The organism is Streptomyces brasiliensis, assembly GCF_014647875.1.
GTDB lineage: Bacteria > Actinomycetota > Actinomycetes > Streptomycetales > Streptomycetaceae > Streptomyces > Streptomyces brasiliensis.
The window spans coordinates 76926-95987 of sequence record NZ_BMQA01000024.1 but is presented as its reverse complement, the minus strand read 5'-3'; the positions used below and the strand labels follow the sequence as shown (position 1 = coordinate 95987).

General features: G+C 68.7%; 11 protein-coding genes. 4 read left to right on the top strand and 7 right to left on the bottom strand.

Going from position 1 to position 19062, the window contains the following annotated elements; genetic code table 11:
- Positions 1-191 precede the first annotated feature (191 nt).
- From IEZ19_RS29375 to IEZ19_RS29365, 3 genes are all read right to left on the bottom strand, one after another.
- Entirely contained in the window at positions 192-554 is a 363-nt protein-coding gene (locus IEZ19_RS29375; RefSeq protein WP_189314343.1) for a hypothetical protein, read from the bottom strand.
- A 696-nt stretch (positions 555-1250) separates the two neighbouring features.
- Positions 1251-2648, bottom strand: coding sequence for a glycoside hydrolase family 28 protein (locus IEZ19_RS29370; RefSeq protein ID WP_189314342.1), 1398 nt, complete (start codon positions 2646-2648; stop codon positions 1251-1253).
- Positions 2645-3853, bottom strand: coding sequence for a GntR family transcriptional regulator (locus tag IEZ19_RS29365; RefSeq protein ID WP_189314341.1), 1209 nt, complete (start codon positions 3851-3853; stop codon positions 2645-2647). The genes IEZ19_RS29370 and IEZ19_RS29365 overlap by 4 nt, the downstream gene beginning before the upstream one ends.
- 382 nt (positions 3854-4235) lie before the next feature.
- Here IEZ19_RS29365 and IEZ19_RS29360 point away from each other — a divergent pair, with 382 nt between their 5' ends.
- Together IEZ19_RS29360 and IEZ19_RS29355 are read left to right on the top strand one after the other, a co-directional pair.
- On the top strand, positions 4236-6122 hold the full coding sequence (locus IEZ19_RS29360; protein WP_189314340.1) for a right-handed parallel beta-helix repeat-containing protein: 1887 nt from the start codon (positions 4236-4238) through the stop codon (positions 6120-6122).
- A 218-nt stretch (positions 6123-6340) separates the two neighbouring features.
- On the top strand, positions 6341-8767 hold the full coding sequence (locus tag IEZ19_RS29355; protein ID WP_189314339.1) for a glycoside hydrolase family 95 protein: 2427 nt from the start codon (positions 6341-6343) through the stop codon (positions 8765-8767).
- Positions 8768-9040: 273 nt separating this feature from the next.
- Here IEZ19_RS29355 and IEZ19_RS29350 read toward each other — a convergent pair whose 3' ends face one another.
- From IEZ19_RS29350 to IEZ19_RS29335, 4 genes are all read right to left on the bottom strand, one after another.
- Complete coding sequence (locus IEZ19_RS29350) at positions 9041-10543, bottom strand: alpha-L-fucosidase (protein ID WP_189314338.1); 1503 nt, start codon at positions 10541-10543, stop codon at positions 9041-9043.
- Between the two features lie 618 nt (positions 10544-11161).
- Positions 11162-13372 (bottom strand): hypothetical protein, encoded by a 2211-nt coding sequence (locus IEZ19_RS29345; protein WP_189314337.1) that lies wholly within the window; start codon positions 13370-13372, stop codon positions 11162-11164.
- A 269-nt stretch (positions 13373-13641) separates the two neighbouring features.
- Positions 13642-16269 carry a TIM-barrel domain-containing protein gene (locus IEZ19_RS29340; RefSeq protein WP_189314336.1) on the bottom strand — a complete coding sequence of 876 codons (2628 nt, stop codon included), beginning with the start codon at positions 16267-16269 and terminating at the stop codon, positions 13642-13644.
- A gap of 167 nt (positions 16270-16436) precedes the next feature.
- Positions 16437-16691, bottom strand: a complete 255-nt coding sequence (locus IEZ19_RS29335; protein ID WP_189314335.1) for a hypothetical protein — start codon at positions 16689-16691, stop codon at positions 16437-16439.
- 703 nt (positions 16692-17394) lie between these two features.
- Between IEZ19_RS29335 and IEZ19_RS29330 the strand changes: the two genes are divergently transcribed.
- Entirely contained in the window at positions 17395-18021 is a 627-nt protein-coding gene (locus tag IEZ19_RS29330; protein ID WP_189314334.1) for an IS607 family transposase, read from the top strand.
- A complete protein-coding gene (locus tag IEZ19_RS29325) occupies positions 18018-19037 on the top strand; it encodes a hypothetical protein (protein ID WP_189314333.1) in 1020 nt (339 codons plus the stop codon). The genes IEZ19_RS29330 and IEZ19_RS29325 overlap by 4 nt, the downstream gene beginning before the upstream one ends.
- Positions 19038-19062: the final 25 nt, after the last annotated feature.

Below are 19062 nucleotides of genomic sequence, written 5' to 3'. Positions count from 1 at the left end.
CAGGCCTTCCTGTCCCGAACGACGGCTGGTGACACTGCGGGCAGGCGAGCTCTCCGCGGCGCTGCGCCTGGTCGATGAGGAGCTCCAGGCTCATCCGCGCGGAGGCGTGCGCGTCGGCATTGTCCGGGTCGGGCACATGGACCAAGAGTTTGAGGGCGGGCTCCTGCGTGCGGAGGACTCCGGCTCGCTCATCAGCAGCTGCAGATCGCGTGGGTGATGCGATCATGGACGGTCACGCGCTGCTGCGCCTGGCCGGGTTTGCGTGACCGCATCCGGCTGCTGCGTCGGTCGCCGGCGGCCCGGTCCCAGGCCTTCATCCATTCGGGAAGGTCGGCCTTGCGGACGTTGCAAGCCTCGGCGAAGGCCGCCACGAACGTCCGGCTGGGCGTCGAGCTTCCCTTGAGGACCCGCCCGACCCGTCCGACCGTGCCGTGCGGCAGCCGCCCCACACCGCCCAGACGGGTGTCCAGACTACGACGCAGGGGCGGACTGCCCTCGTCGTCACAGAAGTCGCCTGCGACGGCCGCTGAGCACGCCCTGGGCGCGGGCCTCATCACGCCGGGCGTGCCTCCACAGCTGTTCAGCCTCCTTCGTGTTCCGTCCGCAGGCCCTCGCGTGGGCGACAACCACGGCACGAGCCGCTCATAGATCAACCCGGCCGGCACGCAGCCACGTCACCAGGGCCAGCAACGATCTGCTGTACCAGGGGATCGGATTCCCGCGGCGGGCCACATGTCGGTCAGGCTTCCGTGGCCCGCGTCTGCCCCGAGTCGCTGCGGCGCGGCCGCACATGCGGGTGCCGAGTGATAGGTCCTCAGCGATCTGGAAGAGCACGCCGGCAGCTGACAGGCCGGCAACGGCCAGGACGTTGGCGATGGTGATCACGATGAGGACGTCGGCCTCCGGCAACGTCAGAGGACGTGCCGTGGTGCAAGAAGGGTGTTCAGCTCTCACCTACCTGTTCGCACCAGGGACCCGACTACTCCTACTGCGACGAGAGCTGAGGTCACGTCAGTTCATTGCCGCCACCTGGGTGGTCGGTGATGGTGCAGCTCCCGCCCGCAGTCCTGACCATTGAGCGAGCCATTCCGTCCCGCCTGGCGGCGCAGGCGATGGTGATGGGCGATCCGCGCCGGGGTCGGGTCGCACAGGGCGGCCACCGCAGGTGCGGACGCCTGGCCAGGACGGAGGTGCACAAGCGGGCTCGGGAACCCGTGCCCACCACGGCGGCACGGGCCGGACGGGAGACGTCATGCGGGACCTTCCACAGGTCGGCCGTTGACTGTCACGCGGTGCACCGACACGTCCGTGACGGACTGGAGCAGTATGTCCTGCGCGGCGTCGTGGAACACGAGCCGGTCCAGGCGGACGTCACTGACCGGCGCCTCGGGCAGGGCACGGACGCGCACCGGATACTCGCAGCGGCCGACCGACCAGCGCTCCGCCGACAGGCCGGACACCTCGGCCGGCTGGTCCCCGCCCGTGCCGCCCGCGTACTGGAAGGTGACCTCGAAGGGCACGTACATCCAGGCCGGCGCGTCGACGTCGGTGACGCGGACGTCCCGTACGTAACCGCCCCGGGTGGGCGTTGACTTGACGTTGAGGACCGAAGTGACGGATGCCTCGCCCAGGTCCGGGTCGGAGGGCAGGTACAGTCCCTGGGCGACCACGTCCGAGACACCGCCGCTCATCTCGCTGCCGATCGCCACCGCGGCCCCGCCGCTGAGATACACGCAGTCCCGGATGCGGATGTGCCGGGAGGGCACTGCGACCCGCCGGCCGTCCTCGTCGCGGCCGGACTTGACGGCGATGCAGTCGTCGTGCGTGGCGAAGGTGACGCGCTCGATGGTGACGTTCTCGCACGAGTCGGGGTCGCAACCGTCGCTGTTGGGGCCCTCGCACTCGACCCGGACGTCGCGCACCGTGATGTTCCGGCTCAGCACCGGATGGATGTTCCAGAACGGGGAGTTGCGCAGCGTGACGCCCTCGATCAGGACGTTTTGGCAGGCATAGGGCTGGACGAAACTGGGCCGCAGGTAGTGCCCGGCGCCCAGGACACGCTCGGTCACCGGGACACCCTGCGCGCCCCACTGTTCCAGGGTCGCCCAGTCCGCACGCTCGTTGGGCATGCCGGACTTCCATCCGTACTGTCCGGATCCCTTCCACGGCCACCAGTGCGCGGTGTCGCTCCGCGCGTCGAGGACCCCGCGGCCGGTGACCGCGATGTCGCGTTGGCGGTAGGCGTAGATCAGGGGGGAGTAGTTGTGGACCTCGATGCCCTGCCAGCGGGTCCGTACGACCGGCAGGTAGGCGGCCGGGTCGGTGTCGAACAGCACGGTCGCTCCCTCGGCCACGTGCAGGTCGACCCCGCTGAGGAGGTGGATGGCACCAGTGGCCCAGCGGCCGGCGGGTATCAGCACATGCCCGCCGCCGGCGGCGTGGCAGGCGCGGACCGCCGCGCGGACGGCGGCCGTGCAGTCGGTGGTTCCGTCGCCGACGGCCCCGTGGTCGGTGACGGGGAACCAGGCGTCGGGGAAGCGGGGGCGGTCCTCGCCGGCGGCGGCAGCCCCGGTGGCGTGGGCCAGGGGGACGGCTGCGGCCGCGAGGGCGCCGAGGCGGAGAAACTGTCTGCGTGCAGGATCACTCATGCGTGTGCCCCTCGGTGAGGTGGGCGGGTGGTTGGGTCGCTCCGGTGTCCGGTCGGTGTCCTGGTCCCGGACTGGTCGGGAAGGTAGCGCGAGGCCTCGCCCGCGGCGTGGGCGGCGAACATCGGTCCGGCGACGTCGGGGTCGCCGGAGCGCAGGACGTCCAGGAGTTGCGCGTGGTGCTCGGCCATCGCGCCCCAGCCGCCCGCGTAGCGCGGGTCGCCCAGCACGTGCAGGTCCCACAAGCTGGACTCGATCATGCGCCACAGGCGGATCAGCGCCGCGTTGCGGGCAGCCTCGCACACATGGCGGTGAAATGACATATCGGCGTCGCGAAAAGCTCCGATGTCGTCCTTCGCCGCCGCCCTGCGCAGGTGGGCCACGTCTTCGGTGAGCAGCCGGGTGTGCTCGGCATCCAGCCGGCCGGTCACCCGGCGGGCCGCGTACTCCTCGAACATCACGCGGATGTCCCGTACGTCCTTCGCCTGCGGTTCGGAGATCTGCGCGACGTAGGTGCCGCGACGCGGCTGGGAGATGACGAGACCCTCGTATGACAGCCGCTTGATCGCCTCGCGGGGCGGGGCCTGGCTGGTGCCGAATCCGCGTGCGATCTCCGACTCCACAAGGCGCTGCCCAGGGGCGAGTTGACCACTGACGATCCAGTCGCGCAGCAGGGTGTACACGTGGTCGGACAGCAACTGACGCGGCATGCGTGACGCCCCTGACAAGGGTCCGTCACCGGCCTTGCCGGCCTCCTTGCGGGTCGGGCGGCTGCGTGGCCTCGGCGGCTCGGGGAGCCCTGCCTGTTGCTCCCGCCAGATCCGGGCGATCGTGGACTGCGACAGCCCCAGGGTGTGCGACAGGGAGCGGGTGGAAGGCACAGGCGCGCCGTTCCGGGCCTGTTCGAGCACGGCGGCGACATGTGCCTCCGCCTCCTGCCGGGTGGCGCCGCGCGGTCGCCCGGACCGGGGGGCGTCGCTCAGGCCGGCCATGCCTTGGCGCAGGTAGCGTTTCCGCCACTTGGCCACTGTCGCGGGAGAGACCTGGAGCCGTTGGGCGATCTCCGCGTTGGTCAGCCCCTCGGCACAGGCCAGGACGATACGGCTGCGCAGCCGCAGTGCCCCGGGTGGCTGCTGGGAATACTCGGCCAGGGTCGCCTGGTCCTCTTCGCTCAACCGGGGAAACGCCGGGGGATCAGGAACGGTCATGGCGCGGCACCTCCTTGAATGCGCGAACTTGTGACTCGGATGCTGTGAACCTGCCGTCTCTCAGTCACCAACTTCAGGTTTACGCCCGGCTATTGACGCACCATCGGCACGTACCTATTAACTATCGTTGGTCGATCAGTGACCCACTAGACGGTGTGTGCATTGTGCTGCACGGGCCTGCCGGGATGCCATGTCCCAGGCCGGTCTCCGCTTCCGGGCCCATGACATGTCCGCCGCCCGTGCGGCGCTCCCGGGTGACGTCGGCACCACCGCACAGGGACACGAGCCGGCCCGGTACGTCGCACACATGTGACGCCACAGATCGCTGACCGGTCCATGGATCCCGACAACGACATCAGTATCTACGCGGCAAGGAGGCCTCGTGCCAACCACCCAGGTACGACCAGTACGACGCAAACCAAGACTTGTGCTGCTGCTGGCGGCCGGCGTCCTGCTGGCCGGCGGGGCGATGCTGGACGTTCCGGACGCCAACGCGAAGCCCGCCGACTGCGAGGCCACGGAGCTGTTCGTGTCACCCGACGGAAGCGACAAGGCCAAGGGCACCGAGAGCGAGCCCTTCAAAACCATCGAAGGAGCACGCGACCACATCCGCGACCATGGCCTGAACCGCCCCGGGCGGATGCACTGCGACATCAACGTCAATCTGCGCGCCGGCGACTACCCGGTGACCCGTACCATCGACCTCGACGACCGCGACTCGGGCAGCGACGGCCACCGGATCGTCTATCGCTCCTACGACGGCCCCGGCAAGGCCCGCGTGATGGGCGCCAAGCCGGTCACCGGCTGGACGGAGTACAAGGACGGCATCTACCGCGCCGATGTCGGCACCGACCAGCCCTTCTACACCCTGTTCGAGGACGGCAAGCGCGCCACCACGGCTCGTTACCCCAACCGCAAGTCCGACGACGAGTGGGCTCCGTACCTGACCTCGGTGCTCAAGGAGCCGGAGAAGGAGGCCGTGCACCAGTGGCTTTACTCCAACCCCGGTGAATGGGACCCCACCTGGGACCTCAGCAACGCCCAGGCGGTGATCTGGTCGGGCGGCAGCTGGAGCTGGTTCACCGACACGGTCCCGATCCAGAGCTGGAACCAAGCCAAGAACCAGATGACGCTGAAGTACTGGACCCGCTACGCGCTCATGAACTCCCGCAGCGGCTCGCGCTACTTCCTCCAGAACTCCCTGGACTTCCTGGACCAGCCGGGCGAGTACTACATGGACTACAAGAAGGGTGAGCTGTACTACAAGCCCCGCGGTGACATCGACGACGTCACCGTGATGCGTCCCACGGTGACCACCTTGTTCAATCTGGCCGGCGCCGACCCGGACCGTCGGGTGGAGGGCATCACCCTCGACGGGCTCGCCCTGCAGTACACCGACTTCGTCGACTGGTACCGCTACGGCTGGATCAGCGGCGGCGACTCCGGCGAACCGCACAAGTACCCGGAGTACGACCGGCAGATCGAGATGCCTCGCAACCGCTTCGGCACCGTCACCGTGACCAACAGCGAGGACATCACCCTCTCCCGGATGCACATCTCCGACACCGGTTACCATGCCGTATACGCCCTCTTCGCCAACAAGGGGCTGACGGTCCGCGACAGCCTGCTGGAGAACATCGGCGGCGACGGGATCAAGGTCGAGGGTCCGTACCCCGGTGAGGGCAACACCTCCAACGGACACCTGCTGACCAACAACTACATCACCCACTACGGCGAGCTGGTGCCCGGCGACGCTTCCGGTGTCGAGCTGCTGAACACCGGGCACAACACTGTCAGCCACAGCCACATCAAACACAGTGCGCGCTACGGCGTGAGCCTCGAAGTGCGCCCGGAGGTCACCGCCGAGGACAACTACGCCCGCGACAACACCTTCGAGTACCTGCGCATCGACGAAGCCGGCCTGGACAGTGGTGACATGGGCGCCTTCTACGTCTACGGCGTCAGCAACTTCGAACCGCACACGATCGACAACCGTGTGCGCCAGGTCGTCATCGGCGATGTGATTCCGGACGCCTCGATGCCCGACAGCGGCACGCGCGGCGTCCACATGGACGCCGGCGGCTGCGGCTTCAGCTTCGAGGACATCGAGGTCGGCAAGACCACCGACCAGTCGTACCAGAGCTACCAGTGCAACGACGTCAAGAACGCCAACTGGGAGAACGGCTACGACGCGTCCAAGATGGAGTACGACAAGATCGGTGTCAGCGGCGACTTCCCCTACCCCCTGCCCGAGGGCGACACCCAGTGAGTGGTCTCTGAGCGACCGCATCCGATGAGCCCCCCGGGCAGTGTGTGTCCCGAACCGCTGCCCGGGGGCGTGGTGAGCGCGGGAGGCGCGCCTCCGTCCGCCGTCCGATTCCGTGGCTGCTGCGCGAGGCCTCGACGCGGCAGCGGGCCCGCGCCTTGCCCCGCCTGTGCCGAACGCACAGAACCAGACCGTTCTTACGACGTACCTGGAGGCATTCCATGCCCGAGTTGTCCCGACGAAACATCCTGGCCGCGGCCGGGGCATCCGCGGCGGCGACCGCGCTGAGCGCCGGCGCCGCACACGCCGCGCCTCAGGCGGCGGACGCCACCGCATCGGCCGTGCCGGAATCCGGCAGCGGCCCCAATCCGATGCGGCTGTGGTACCAGGCCCCGGCGGGGGAGTGGCTGGAGGCACTGCCGGTCGGCAACGGCCGGCTCGGCGCCATGGTCTTCGGCGGCACGGACACCGAACGGCTCCAGCTCAACGAGGACAGCCTGTGGGCCGGCGGCCCGCACGACTACGCCCGTCCCGACGCTGTGAAGCACCTGGACGAGATCCGCCGCCTGGTGGTGGAGGAGAAGTGGAACCAGGCGCAGAGACTGATCGACGCCGAGTTTCTCGGCAGCCCCTCGGAGCAGGTCGCGTACCAAGTGCTCGGTGACCTCGAACTCGCCTTCACCGGCACCGACGAGGTCACCGACTACGAACGCGAGCTGGACCTGGAGACCGCCGTCGTCCGCACCAGTTACACCCGCGGCGGAGTACGTCACCTGCGCGAGGTCTTCGCCAGCTCCCCCGACCAGGTCATCGTGGTCCGGATGACCACCGACACCCCGGGCGGTATCGGCTTCACCGCCCGCTTCACCACCCCCCAGCGGGCGAATGACTCCGCTGTTGACGAGCGCACCATCGCGCTCGACGGTGTCAGCGGCGACTGGTACGGCCTGCCCGGCTCCGTGCGATTCCGCGCGCTGGCCCGGGCGGAGGCCGAGGGCGGGCGGGTGCGCACCGGTCAGGGGACGCTGACCGTCGAGGACGCCGACACGGTCACTCTGTTGATCTCCATGGCGACCAGCTACCGCAACTACCTCGACGCCGGCGCCGACCCCGAGGCCCGCGCCCGCCGCCACCTGGACCCGGCGGCGAACCAGCCGTACGAGCTTCTGCGTTCCCGGCACGTGGCCGACTACCGGCGGCTGTTCACCCGGGTCGCCATCGACCTGGGGCCGTCGGACCGGACCGGCCTGCCCACCGACCGGCGCATACCGCTGTTCGCCGACGGCAAGGACCCGCAGCTGGCCGCGCTCTACTTCCAGTACGGCCGCTACCTGCTGGCCTCCTGCTCCCGCTCGCCGGGCCAGCCCGCCAACCTCCAGGGCCTGTGGAACGACAGCATGAATCCGGCCTGGGAGTCCAAGTACACCGTCAACATCAACTTCGAGATGAACTACTGGCCCGCCGGCCCCGGCAACCTCGCGGAGTGCTGGGACCCGGCCGTGCAGATGGTGCACGAGCTGGCGGAGTCCGGCGCCCGCACCGCCAAGGCACTGTACGGCGCTCCGGGCTGGGTGCTGCACCACAACACGGACGGCTGGCGCGGGACGGCGCCGGTGGATTACGCGCAGTACGGCATGTGGCCGACCGGCGGCGCGTGGCTGTGCGTGATGCTGTGGGACCACTACCAGTTCACCGGGGAGACCGGCGCGCTCGCCCAGAACTACCCAGTGATGAAGGGCGCGGTGGAGTTCTTCCTCGACACGCTGGTGGTGGACGCGCAGACCGGCTGGCTCGTCACCAACCCCTCGCAGTCCCCTGAGGTCACCCATCACCAGGACGAGGGCGAGAGCGTCAGCATCTGCGCCGGCCCCACCATGGACATGCAGCTGCTGCGGGACCTGTTCGACGCCTTCCGGCATGCCGCGCAGGTGCTCGACCGCGACCCCGGTCTCGTCGAACGGGTCACCGAGGTCCGCGACCGCCTGGCACCCACCCGGGTCGGCTACCTCGGCCAGATCCAGGAGTGGCTGGTCGACTGGGAGGAGGCGGCGCTGGTCAAAAGCCGCCACGTCTCCCACTTGTACGGGCTCTTCCCGAGCGCGCAGATCACCCCGAGGGGGACCCCGGAACTCGCCAGGGCCGCGGCGAAGAGCCTGGAGCTGCGGGGGGCGGCGGGGCAGGGCTGGTCCCTCGCCTGGAAGATCAACCTGTGGGCCAGGCTGCTGGACCCGGCGCGTGCCTACAAGCACCTCTCGGACCTGCTCACCCCCGCGCGCACCGCGCCCAACCTCTTCGACCTGCACCCGCCGTTCCAGATCGACGGCAACTTCGGAGGCGTGTCCGGCATCACCGAGATGCTGCTGCAGAGTCACGCCGGTGAGATCGAGCTGCTGCCTGCCCTGCCCGACGCCTGGCCGGTCGGCTCCTTCCGGGGGCTGCGGGCCCGCGGCGGCTTCGAGGTCGACCTGGAGTGGACGGCGGACGGTGTGGCGCACGCCGAGGTGCGTTCCCTGCTCGGCAAGCCGGTGCGGATCCGCACCCCGCACCCGGTGGACGTCGAGGGCGCCGCCGCCGACCGCCCCGAGGAGTGCGTGGTGTCCTTCGCGACGCGCCGGAACGGCCGGTACCGGCTGCGCTCAGCCACGTAGCGGCGTCCACACCCGCATCGCGCCGTCGCCGCGGTTGTCCGCGATATCGGCGCCGACGGCGGCACCCCGACTGGCACCGGGCCGCGCGGCGCGGGGTCTGCCGTCCCGGCGGACTCCTGTCGCGCCTTCAGCAGCCGTGTACTTCCCCGCCCGCAACCGGGCGAGGGGCCACCGCAGTTCAGGATGCACCCATGGGCGGGGCACCTCCGTGTCGCTACACGCGGCTGTGCCCCGCCGGCTCAAGTCGACCGACGTACCCGGGTCCGGTCAGCCTCAGCTGTTGGTGATCCGCAGGACGAACGGGTAGCCGTCGCCGTTCGGGTTACGGTCCGGAAGCTCGATCTCTACGCCCGATCCGGTACGCCGGAAGGGGACCTTGTGTCCTTCCGCGCCCAGCAGCCTGATCTGCGAGTGATCGTCGACCGGCAGGTCCGCCGGCACGGTGAGCAGTGCACCGGGCCAGTTCAGGCCCAGGACGTTGAACGAGCGGTCGGAGACGGTGTAGCGCAGGTCGCCGTCTGCTGCACGGCTCCAGGGAACGGTGTCATAGATGGCAGAGCCGTTCCTGTCGAGCCATGCGCCGACGGCCAGCAACCGCTCGGATTGCCAGGAGGCAATCGTTCCGTCGGCTTTCGGGCCGATGTTGAGGAGCAGGTTGCCGTTCTTGCTGACGATGTCGACGAGCAGTCGCACGATCTGCGGCGACGATTTGATGGAGGCCGGGTCCTCGTTCGTGTCGTAGCCCCAGGAGCGGCCCAGCGTCAGGCATGCCTCCCACTTGTCCGCCCGCAGCGCGTAGCTCGACTTGTCGCCCTCGAGCGTTGCGTAGTCCCGGTGACTGGCCTCGAAGCGGTCGTTGACGAGCACTTCCTTCGGATGCGGCCGGGTGGTGGCCTGGTTGTAGTAGTAGGCGAGGATCTCATTGCCGCGCCAGTCCATGTCCTTCGGTTTGAACGCAGGGCCCGCGCCGAGATCGGCATGCCAGTGCTCGCCGTCGGCCCACAGCAGGTCCGGGTCGTAAGCCTCGACGAGGGTCTTCAGCATGACGTGCAGATACTCGTCGACGTAGTTCTGGACCGGCTTGTACCCGACGTATGGGACCGGCGCCTTGGTGTACGGGTTCCACGGAGGCGTTTGCAGTGCAGGGTTGAAGAACTCACCGAGCGAGTGGTAGATCCCGCGCTTGAGGTGGCTGGTACGTGCGGCGTGGAACAGCTCGCCCACCAGGTCGCGCCGCGGCCCCATCACGACCGAGTTCCGGTCGGATGCGGAGTTGGGGAAGAGCTGGAAGCCGTCATGGTGCTTGGAGGTGAGCACGAAGTAGCGTGCTCCGGCGCGCTCCATGAGCTCGATCCAGGCCGGGGCATCGTAGTGCTCAGCCCGGAACCGCGGGATGAAGCGGTCGTAGTCGAAGTCGGCGCCGTAGGTCTGCAGATGGTGCTGATAGGTCTGGTCCGGGTCGCTGATGTGCATCGCGTACGAGTACCACTCCGCGCCGTGGTAGGCGGCGCTGACCCCCCAGGCGGGGACCGCGTAGACGCCCCAGTGGATGAAGATGCCGAACTTCGCGTCGCGATACCACTGGGGTGCGGTGTGCGCTGCCAGTGACTCGGGGGTCGCAACATACGGACCTGGCGCCTGGAGCAGCGGGGTCGCAGAGGCGGCGGTCGATGCGGACGCTGTCTGCCGGCCTGCGAGCGATGCGAACGCGGCGCCCGCGCCGATCGCGCCGGTGCGGTGGAGGAAGCCGCGCCTGGTGACGTCGTATCCGGGCATGGAGGAGGTCCTCTCAGTCGTAAGTCGGGGGATGGCAAGAGCAGATGCGGCGAAGAGATCCGATGAATCTCTATCGGGCGGTCTTGGGCATGTCAAGGTTCTTCGCCGTCCGGGAAGCCGGTTCGTCATGTTAAGTGGGCCTTTGGTAATCCCTCAGCACAACATGGGGATCGGTGCGGCAGAGCGGCGAGGTGGGTAATCCATTCCAAGGGGTCGATACATCCGATGGATATCGCGAACTGTGCCGCTTGATGGCCGCCACCGGGGTGCCGGTGGGCAGCACGCGGCCGTCCGGGGGGTCGCCCAACGGTGGAACATCCCGCGCTGACTGGTCCGCCGCGTCCTGGACTCCGCAGTCTTTCCCGACGGCCAGACCCGCAAGCGACGATCCGCCATCACGGAACCGGTCAGACGGCACTGAGGCTGCTGCCGGTCCGCGTCAGCCGGCGTCCCCTGCATACAGCCGCCTGCAGAGATGCGTGTGGGTAGCCCGACGACTGCCGGCCAGGTCGAGGATCAGACCCGCAGCCCCACCGGCCAGGCCATATCCGCCACGGGACATCCTCGAGTTCGCTCGAGGCCGCCCTCGCGGTCGCGGAGACGGCGTGGCCGGGTCGGTTACAGGGCGGGCGCAAGATTCTCCCAGTGCACGACCCACCCTTGCTGCGGGAAGCCGGGAGCGCTGCCGTCTCGTCCGCCTCGCCCGCTCGCTCCAGGTACACCTGACGGTGAGTCGCTCCACCCGGCGCACATCATCGCGACGGCGTACAGCAGGCCCCCAGCGGAGGGGAAGTACGGAGAGGGCACACCGCTCTTGCCACTCGCAGGCAGGCCGGTGTCCGTGAACCCGTAGCGCTCGTGGAGCAGGTAGTCGACCGCGGACTCGGCGTCGCCCAGCCGTGCTGCGTTGAGGGCGAGCAGAGGAAAGTCCCAGGCGTACAGGTCGGTCACGGGCCAGGTCTGCCGGACGCGCTGCGCGGTTGCCCGCATGATGTCGACGTCGACACCGTCGCCGGGCAGCATGCCGTATGCGGCGATGGGGTCCGGGTGGTTGGTGTTGTGCTTGGTCCACATGTCCGGCACGCCCTCGTACAGGACATAGACGCCGTCCTCGGCCGGGAGCGGCGCAAGGTGGTCGAGGACGTCGTCCCAGTGCGGATCGCGTCCCTGCCCCAGCCGTTCCCGCCACTGTTGGGCGATCCTCAGCCCGAATTTCCAGTAGGACAACTCGAAGGTGGGGTTCGTGGTCGACTCGGAGTCGTTGCGCTCGTTGCAGCACATGATCGGCGGTCCGATCACGTATCGACCGCTCCCGTCGCGGTTCGCGAACGAAGCGATGAACTCAGCGCCCTCGTGGACGACCTCCTGCCACCGGCGCAAGGTGTTGTGGTTGGGGTGCGCCTGGTAGTCGAGCTCGGCGAGGAACAGTGAGTGCGGTTGCTGCCACAGGAGAAGAGCCGTGGGCTCACCGGGCGACTCGCGGCCGATCGCGTCGCCGTACGCTGTCGTCATCTTCGGCCACCGTGCCCCGCGGAAGCCCTGCGACTCGGCGCGCCGGCGCGCGGTGGGCAGGAAGCGCTCGTAGATGGCGGTGCTCCGTTCGAGCAGCGGCCACCTGTCCCACAACGCGTAGTGGAAGGCGTGCCACCAATACATTTCCATGTGGAACTTGCCGTACCAGCCGTTGTTGACCAGGCCGGACTCCTGCGCCGGGTCATTGCCCGCGTCGTTCACCGCAAGGTGGTACTGGCTCAGGACGATGCGTCGCTCCAGTTCCTCCCAACGGGAATCGTCGCTGGCGGACAGGTCTACCGCACCACCTGTCCTCCAGAACCGTGGCCACCAGATCTCGCTCTGCCTCATCACGTCGGCTGCCGACGGCACCCGGCCTCTGACCTCGGGCGCGAACAGCGCGGCGACGTCGACGGCGTCGCCGCGACTTGTGATCTCGTAACGGTGCTGTGCTGGGTCGACGCGCGCGATACGGGCGCCGGGTGACAGGAACAGTCCGACCTGGTATCGCGTGGCGTCCATCGTGTGTGTCAACACGGTGCCACGGAGATCGGTCGTGTGCAGTTCCGGGCGGTCGTAGAAACCGGTGTACGGTGCTTCGAACTTGTTGAGGCCGGCGCGAGTCGCATACGGAAAGTCGAGGAACACTCTCAGGCGACCTTGGCCGACCAGGTCCGATCGGATCCGTGTCCCGACAACGTCGGCACCCGGGTGACAGGCCGTCTGAACCGTGACGAGAGTGCCCTCGAGCCGGAACTGGCTGTGCAGGAGGCCGGTCCAGGGATCCAGCTCCTGGACGACATCGGTCAGGTCGTTCTCCTGGGCCTCCGTGCCGTCCTTCTTTGTCAGCCGCAGGCCGATCCTTCCGAGGTTCGCCCGATGCGGGTTCTCGCGCAGCCAGTTGTTGAGTTCAGGCTGGTTCTTGTCGCCAGTCCAGTAATAGACGTCGCGTCCATAGGTCTCCCAGATCGTGCCGCGGTAGTCGGAGACCTGCTTTCCGGGCGGAAGCGCATCGACGTGCCAGCCCCAGTCGGAAAGCGTGTTGAACGGAACAAAGGTCTGGAGCCCAGTGACGTCGGCACCGAAGGCGAAGCGGCCATTCCCCACCTGGACGGGCAGGTTGAGATCGCTGGCGTGGCGCACCACCCGATGGCGGGTGACGAGCGCCTGCCGATCGATCCTCCCTTCAGATTGCCCTGCAGTCCTCGGGGCGGCCGCCGCCTCCCCTTGGAGCACCCGCGTCATCAGGGTTGCCGACGTGACGCCGGCGAATCCCCGCAGGACCGTCCGACGGTCGAATCGCAATTGGCGTTCCATTGATGTCCTCCCTGTGATGGCTGATAGGTGGGCTGATGGGCAGCCGCGGAACGTTGGTGCCGGTCAAGTCGACGGCGTTCCCGGCGCTGACAGACTGGCGACTCGCCTCTGCGTGAGTGGGGGCCTTCTTCCTGTGCCGAAGTCACCTCCCATGGCAGTTGGCTGCCTCCGGGGGGTCACTTGTGCCATCTGCGGCGCGAGCGGCAGCACCACCTGTCGCGCTACCGCCGGGACGGGCCAATGGCTGTCCCTGGTAGCCAGGCAATTGGTCAGCCGGCCGCCGCCGGGATATTCACCTGCGCGTGGCCCTGCTGCGGCCGCAGCTTGAGGACGATGCCACCGAAGGGGCCGGAGGTGAACGTCCAGCCGGTCTCCATCCCGCGCAGCCGGCCCGTCGACCCGGCCCGTGGCAGGGTCCGGCCGTCGACGGTGATGCGGTCGGGAGCATGGTCGGCCAGCACGACGATCTGTGTCCGGGCCGGCGCGCCGGTCAGCTGCAGACTGCTGCCCTCCGCGCCGGAGGACGCCGTCATCCGGCCGCCGTCGGTGCCGATGGCGCTGGTACGAACGGCCGACGCACCCGACGGCGGCGGCGCGTACAGCCAGCCGGCGAGGCCGGGCTTGGACAGGGTGTCGGTCCCCCAGCCGTCCTGCCACAGTTGCGGGGCACGGTCGTTGAAGCCAATGGCCGTGCCCGCCTTGAGGTAGAGGGGGAAATCGTCCAGACCGGTGGGGCGGCTGATGGTCCGTCCGCCGTCGACGACCTCACCGGTGAAGACGTCCACCCACCGGCCCTTCGGCAGGTACACGTGGACAGGCGTGTCCTGGCCCGCGGCGCCGTCGGCCTCGGCCCGGTCGTCGGTCACCGGCGCGGCGAGCAGATCCGGGCCGACCATGAACTCCTGGTCCTGCCCCCACGCCTGCTGGTCGGATGGGTACTCGTAGCCCACAGCGCGCATGATCGGCACACCAGTTGCGGCAGCCTGCTTGGCCAGGGCGTAGAAGTACGGATACAGCTCCGTGTGCAGCACGGCGCTGTCTCGGAAGCGATCGACCGTCTCTGTCGGGTAGAGCCACGGGGTGGCGTTCAGCCCCGCGCCTCCCACCTCGAAGACGGGGCTGACCGAGCTGAACTGCGACCAGCGGGTGAAGAGCGCAGGGGTGGGGCTGTTCGTGGAGTTCGCCGGGGCCTTGGGGTCGATGCCGCCGGTGTCGGAGCCCCATGCGAAGTGGCCGGTCAGCGACTCGCTGATGCCGTAGCGCAGTTCGGTGCGCAGACCGGTGAAGGTCTGCGTCGTGTCGCTGCCCCACATTCCGTGGGTGTTCTGGGCGGTGCCGGGGACGCCGGCGCGCACCAGGGTCTCGAAGTCGTTCCCGTTGATGTTGCGCAGCGCCTGGGTGACGGCCTTCTGGTAGAGAGCGGGAAAGCGCAGGTACTCCTGGGAGCCCGGCCCTGCGGCGAGGGTGGCGGTCTCCAGCCGGTACTCCTCCCCGCGGTCCTCCTTGGCCATGTCGACGCCGAGTGAGAAGACCTTGGTGAGCTGTGCGACGTAGGCCTGGTAGGCGGCCGGGATCGTCAGGTCGATGTAGTTGGTTCCCGGGATCAGCCAACCATTCTTCGCCCACTGGTCGTTGATGCCGGCGCAGGAACCACCTCCCTGGGAGGAGCTGGGCGAGCCGACGCGCGGGGTGACCCACAGGCCGAACTTGACACCTTCGGCGTGGATCTTGTCGATCATCGCCTTCGGGTCGGGGAAGAAGTTGGTGTCGAAGCTCCCGCTGTTGGTGCAGGCGCTGCCGTTGATCCGGTGGGTGTTACCGGCCGGCTGCTGCTCCCACGGGTTATCCACGAAGATCGTCCCGATCGGGATGCCGAGCTTTTTGAACTCGGCGACGTCGTCGAGGACCTGGGCCTGGTCGGCGCTGACATCGCGCCATTTGATCACACCGAACTCGCTCGGTGGCGGCAGCAGGGGCTTGCCGACGGTGCGGTAATAGGCGGTGGTGACCTGTTGCGGGCTGCCGGCGTAAATGTCGTAGGCGAGCTGGTCGTCCTTGACGCAGGTCTGCACGCGGTCGTCCTGCGCCGTCGCGGCGACTGGGCAGCGCGTCGGCGCTGGGGCGCCGTTGGGCACGGATGGGGTCCTGCCGCAGTTGGGCCCGTCGGCGGTCTCGGTGGCGCCGGGGAAGGCGAACCGGCCGATGTGGTCGGTGTCGGCATGGAAGCCGTAGCCGCCGGAGCTCAGATAGAAGGTGCTGGCCGCCTGCTCCTGGTTCTGGCAGTAGTCGCCGGCCTCGTTGCCCTCCTTGCCGGGACTCCAGCCGCGGATATGGCCACGCAGGTCGACGTAGGCGGCGGAACTGCCGCCCAGATAGTGCTCGGTGGAGCCGGCCGAGAGCGTTTCGAACACGGTGGTGACGCCTGTCGAAGGGGTGAAGGTCCATGCCACATGCGCGCCCTCCGGGGTACGGGTGACAGTGACCGTGGCGGTGCGCCCGCTCTCGTCGGTGTCCACCGTGTACTGAGTGCCGCCCTTGACCGGGTGGCTGGCCCGTAAGGTGGTCAGCCGGTGATAGGCCGTGCCGCCGCGCCCGTCGTCCACCTGGTACGCCATCCGGCCTCCGGGCCCCGCGGTGTCACCGGGTGCCTGAGCGGCCACCGTGCGACCGCCTTGCCGGTAGACCAGCCGGAAGTCCTGGCCCTGGACTTGCCAGTCGACAGGTCCCCCGGCGGCCGTGCTCGCCGGCGGACTGCCGGCCGTGTCCTGGCGAGCGGCCCAGGCGACGCTGCCGACGGTGGCGGGCAACAGTCCGGAGGCGAGCGCGAGCACCGCGGTCGGCGCGGTGATACCTGCCATGCGCCGACTTCTGCGGCGGCTCCTGGTCTGCTCCGTCATGCGATGGTCTCCTCACACGCTGCGGTGGTGGGACGGTCGAACGGTGCAACTGGGGGCGGACCCCCGGCGGGGGGTGTCGGCAGGTCAGCCGGCCGGGGCGAAGCGGTGGTGGGGGCCGGCCGCAGCGGGTCGCACTGCGGCCGGCCCCGGTCAGTGGCGGCGGTGTATCAGCCGACCGGGGTGAAGACGCTGTGCCCGGAACCGACGGTGTGGGGCTGCCAGCCGAACCGCGGCGTGCCCTCGACCTCCAGCGGCCGGGACTGGTCACCGACCGTCAGGTGCTCCGGGGCGTGGGGCGCGTGGTCGGGCGGCGCGGCCACGGCCACGCCGGGCGCGGCGGACAGGACGGTCAAGATCGCGGTGGTGATCAGGACGCTCCTGCGCCGTGGACGGGCAACGGTGTTTCCGCGGGCGGATGACATGGTGTGGTGCGCTCCTCGGTGGCAGCTGACGGTTCAGGGCGGTGCGGCGGAACCGGCGTGGACGGGCTGCGACGGCCGGACGGGGCGGCGCGGAGCCGGGATCGCCGCTGACCCTGCGGAGTGTGGACTCCTCGCGTCGCCGGGTGGGCACCGCAGGCGCATTGAATCGACTCAGGCGAGGGGAACTTAACTCCGCGTCCGCCGCCGCGCAAGGGATTGCGCACCGATCGCTCGTCCAGGAATCGGAAACGTAGCGTGCCCGCTTACGGACAGCGGGCGGAGATACCGCCATGAGCTGGGACGATCCGACCTCGAGGGCACCATCGCCGTGATGTGGGGGTCCGCCCGACACGGGACCGTTCCCTCATCGATGCCGACCGGCTGCGCGAGTATGAAAGGTACGCGGTTGAAACGTTCAATCCTCATCCTGCCCCACCTCCCGAATCCGGGGCCGGGTGCGCGCCGGACCCGTGCGATCGGGCGGGTTCCGGCATCCCCGCCATGACAGCCGAGACCTTGCCGCCCCGGTGGCCGGTCGCGCAGCTCATGACGTAGCCACGGGCGTGGACGGCTCCAGGCGAGGCGTCCTGTGGTGCTGATGTGGAAGGCGCTGTCTGCCGCAGCACCTCGTGCGCGGACTGAGCATGCGGAACGGTGAGGCTGAGAGGTTTCATTATTTATCCCTGGTGTTGTGCATGTAGCGTTGGAGTTGTTGCGTATGTCCAGGGCTGCGAAGCGTCTCGGGTTATATCCGATGACGCTTCGTCAGTGGGCTATCGACGGCAAGATCCCGTTCACGTGGGTCGGCCGTGAGCGCCGGTTCTCCTGGGTTGATGTGGAGAACTTGAAGCGTGGCAGTGACTCCTCAACCGCCCGTTCTCGGCTTGAGTTGCTGTATGTGCGTGTGTCCGGCTCGTCCGGGCGGGGATCCTCGCTGGAAGTTCAGGAAGCCGAGCTGCGGGCCACTTCCACCGGTGAGTTCGTCAAGGTCGTTCGGGACCGTGGCTCCGGTTCGAAGGAGAACCGGCCTGGTCTGAACCGGGTGTTGGCGATGGTCTCGGACGGCTCCGTGAGTGTCGTGCGTGTCACATATGAAGACCGGCTGGCCCGGTTCGGGGTCGGCTGGCTGAAGCGCCTGTTCGCCGTGTACGGGGTGAGCGTGGAGGTGCTGCACCCGAAGAAGCTCGGCGGGCGGGAAGAGCTGCTGGCGGATTTCGTCTCCCTTGTGACCACGTTCGCAGGGCGCTTGTGCGGCATGCGCAGTTGGGAGAACCGCCGTCGTCAGCTGTCCGAGTCCGGCCGATGCAGCGACGAGAGCAGGGCCGCGTGAGCAGGAAGCTGCCTCTTGCTGAGGGCGAGGCTGCCCGCACCGCTTGCGCCCGCGCCCTGATCCGGTCGGGAATGGACGAGAAGACCGGCGAACTCCTTACCGCGTCCGGCCTCGCCGAGCGTGTCGGCTGGTGTGCCGACCTGGTGGCCGGCATGACGGGCACGCTGCTGGTCGGGCACTGGAACATTGCTGGCGTCGACATGCTGGCCTCTGGCGTGGATGCCGGGGGCAGGAAGCTGCCGTCGACTGTGTGGATGGCGCTGCGCCGCCTCGGCTGGAGCGTCATCCCAGCCGGGGGTGTGAAGGTGAATGACCGGATCGTGCGCATGGCGCAGGAGACGGCCGGGCGTCCGCTGCGTTCGGTGAAGTGGCGTGCCGACCTGGCCGCCGGGATCCTGGCCACCTGGCCTGCCGACCCCGCCAGGCGCACCTTGGAAGAGTGGGATCAGGTGCGCGCCGCGATCCTCGGCGGCCCGTATCTGCCGTCCAGCACCATCCGCTCCCGAACGCGCCAGATCACCGCCTTCGAGCGCAAGAACGGGCACCTCCCGGCCGATGTGTTCGAGCTGGAGCCCATGCCGCGTGTGGCGCGGATACTGCTGCTTGCCGCCTGCGACGGACAACAGTCCACCATCGAACGCTCCGACGACGGACAGCGGATACTCCCGCGGCTCCAGCTCCCGACCCGGCCCGATCCGCAGAGGTACGCGGACTGGACGTGGGTGGCCTGCCCCGTCACCCTGCCGCCCACCATTGCGGTGAACGCGGTGATCCAGCTGCCCACACTGCGTCCTGCGGGCGGCAAGGTGTGGGCTGACATCGCCTACACCCACCCTGTGCCCAAGACCCGCCGCCCACGCTTCCCCACCCCGGTGGGCAGAACCCACACCGGACCCGTGGGCAGAGTCCTCGCCACCGGCCAGCCCTGCCAACGGCCTACACATCACAAAGTGGGAACGCGAAGCCACGACGCACTGCATCAGGCTGACCGGCCAAGCCGGCTGCCACCGTGCTGAGTTCGGACCGCATGAGACAAGCTGA